1 pseudogene is annotated in these 3308 nt (G+C 67.1%); it reads right to left on the reverse strand.

Features of this window, described 5'->3' with window-relative positions:
* Positions 1 to 2122: pseudogene (locus E1264_RS41505) on the reverse strand (hypothetical protein); the annotation flags it as partial.
* Positions 2123 to 3308: the final 1186 nt, after the last annotated feature.

Consider the following 3308-nt stretch of genomic DNA (forward strand, 5'->3'; position numbering starts at 1 on the left):
AGAGACAGGTGTTGGTGTGCGGGGTGGGCGGCGCGGCACGCGAGCACTCGGGGGCCGAGTAGGTGATGTCGAGCTCGCCGCCGGACTCGTCGAAGATCTTGCTGACCCGGTACCGGGTGTAGGACGGCAGCCCGTCACCGGCCTGGTCCAGGCGGTTGGCCTTGGGCGTGTGGTTGAACGTCACCTTGGGCAGCGCGATGTCGTCCTCGGGGATGGGGTGGTTGCCCAGGCCGGTGTGCTGGATCTCCTTGAGCAGCAGGTCGCGTTCGTCGTTGACGGCGCCCCACTGGTGGTCCAGGGTCCAGGACTCGGTCGGACGGTCCCACACTCCCGTGTCGATCTGGGTGGTGATCTTCTTGAGCCGGTAGCGGGACCAGAACGTCGGCGAGGTGGAACCGTGCCCGTTCTCGCACCGGGTGCCGCCGTCGCAGTTCATGTCCCACGGCACGTCCGGCCACTGCTGCGGACTGGTTTTGATCTTTTCGGGGGCGCAGTCGAAGGTGTCGTTGGGGATGCACCGCTCGGCCGTCTCGAACTGCACCGAGGCTGGAATCCCGTCGTCGAAGACGTTGTCACCGTGCAGGCCGTACTCGATTGACTTCAGGTAGCCGCCGCGCGTGTAGGGCGTGGCTGCGGCCGGGTTGAGGTTGCGGCCGTAGTGGTTGTTCTCCTTCTCGTAGAAGTAGGTGGCGGCGTTGTCGTTGGGGTCGACGACCAGGTCCAGGTTCCACCGCCACGCCTGCTGGCACCACGAATCGGCGAACCCCGACGCCTTGTGGCACGGCTCGCCCGGGTCGTCGCCGAACACCGGCACCGTCCACGCCGAATTGCTCTCCGGGCCGTTCGATCCGTTGAAGCCGGGCAACCGGTTCAGGCCGAAGTAGTAGCGGGTCCCGTCGGTGGTGGTGACCTTCCAGTACTCGCCCTCGTGGTCGCCGTTGCCCGTCTTGGGCGTGGTCAGCTTCTCGAACCTGGTCCCGTCGTCGTTCTTCAGCCGCCACGTCCCGTCGGCCGCCTTGATCAGCTCGCCGCCCTTGCCGTTCCAGGTGACGGTCGCGTTCTCATACCCCCAGCACAGATCCCCCGGCGACTGGCCTTGATCGTTCTTGGGCGCACCGTCGTCGGCACACGCCTTGTAGCGCTGCTCAATGAACCCGGGCCAGAACTCGAACCCCTCACCCGCCCAGGACGGCTGGCTATTGGTGTTGGTCGTCCGGCCGTCGACACTTTGCGCCGAATAGGAAAGAGCGACGTCGGGGGTGAGCCCACCGGGAACCGGCGCCACTCTGAGCGGATAGGACCAGGTGAAGTCACCGGTGTTCCCCGAGGTCTTCCACGTGGCGGACGGCTCCAGCTTCGTGGCCGTGTAGTCGCCTTGCGACCCTGCGGGGGCGGCGACCGCCGCCAGCACCGTCGGACCGGTCTGGCCGGTGGCCACATCCGCGGTGAGGGTGCGCGCCTCGCCGTTGTTGGTGGTGGACACCGGCGTCGAGACCTGGCACTCCGGCCTCATGGGGGTGGTCACGGCACACGAACGCAGTTGGACGAGCCGGAGCCGGGTGCCGTAGGAGCCACCGAAGGCTTGCGCGAACGCCGCGTAGTCAACCCGGACTCCGACGCGTCCGGCCGCGTCCGCATCGGCAGGGGACAGGGTGAACAGCAGCCCTTCGACGCCGGCGCGGGCGGCGGCCTTGCGATCCAGCAGGGAGACCTTCACCGTCCCCCGCGCAACCGGACCCGCCTGCACGCCGGCCGGGGCCGGGCCCGGGGACACCAGCGCGATCGGCAGGCCCCTGGCTTGGGACAAGCCCTCCGAGGAGCCCGTGCGCCGCGCCTGGCGGCCCGGGGCCTCCGCCTTGGCGGTGCCCGGCTTCGGCCACGCCGCTTTGGCCGGAGGCGCGGGTTTGCCCGCAGGGTCGGGTGTGCGCGGACGAGGCTTCAGTTGCCTGCCGTCGACCTCGCGTTCGTGGTCGGCGACGACCGGACGTTCCGAATGCGGTGGATCGGCCTGCGCGGCGGGCGCGGTGGCCAGGCCCACCGCCAGGACGACCGTCATCCCGGCGGCCACGGTCCGCAACGGCCGTCCCATTCCGAGCAGATGCCTCCGGCCCTTGGTTTTCACCAGTTCCTCCACATCGACGGACGGCCACATAGGCCGACCCGGAAAGCGCCAACGGTCGTTGGTGACGGCGTCAGCACGCCAGATCACCGCAAAGCACGCGGCTTACACGGGCGGTCAACTCTCTCGACAATGCGATCAACACAATGCGACCGCAAAGGATGTTGATCAAGGCTTTTCCGGTCACCGGGCGTCGCTGACCGCGAGATCCACAGGTCAATGGCGGACGCAAGGCCAAGTCCGGACACCATGACAACCGGCCGTCCGCGATGAACGTCCGCGCACACAAGTAGAAAGGGGCTCACTGCCGCGAACGAACGAGATGAGCCCAAATACCAAAATTGGTCAGCACCGATGTCGCGAGGACGGTTACCGAATGTGGGTCACGGCGACCAGCCAGACCTCGACCATCTCGGAGCGGGCCTGACACTCCCCGGCCCCTGGCCACCGCCACGTCCCACTCAGCACCGGCGTCCGCAGCCGCGTCCCTACCTGCGAGGACGGATCGTCCGCGCCCGGTCCCTGTTCGGTTCGGCGAGCCGGGCGGCCACCGTCACCTCACCGTCCTCCCTCACGGCATCGCCGGCGCCGGCCGATACCACGCCGCCCCAAAACAGGACGTCATGAAAGGCGCCTGTTCGATGGGTCAGATCACGGGACGCCGAGAATCTGCATCACCTTTCCCGGAGCAAGTCAGAGATGTATTCCACTTTTCGCTGATCGGCTCCGCGTTCGACGACGCGCTCCAACTGCCATTCAGCGAAGAAGGGAAGCAAACCAGACCAGGCGGACGAAGTCGGTGCAGGCGCTCCCCTTCGCTCAGCCCTACGATCGCGGGGCGACGAGTAATTCCAGGCTGACTTCCTCGGAGAAACTTTCGGGCCCGGAGCAACCCGAGAAATCCGGACTCGTCGTCCCCAGCGCCGTTGAGTGCTTCCGGCACAGCCGGATCATCGTGCTCGACGCTCTTGCTCCCACTAGAGGACGTCATAGATCGCCTCTGCCTAGAGGTCGCTCTCATCGAGCATGAGAGAGGTGCTTGATGAGGGCGTCGACGGCACTCTTCCGCTTCTCTTCCAAGCCGACCTCGGACAATTCTTTGTGGATTCGTCGTTCTCGGAACGGTCCGATGCCGGAGGCGCTCGTCGGTCCCGCAAGGTGCTCCCGGCGGTCGGGGGTGGCCGGGCGG

The sequence above is a fragment of the Actinomadura sp. KC216 genome (assembly GCF_004348535.1).
Taxonomy (GTDB): Bacteria; Actinomycetota; Actinomycetes; order Streptosporangiales; family Streptosporangiaceae; genus Spirillospora.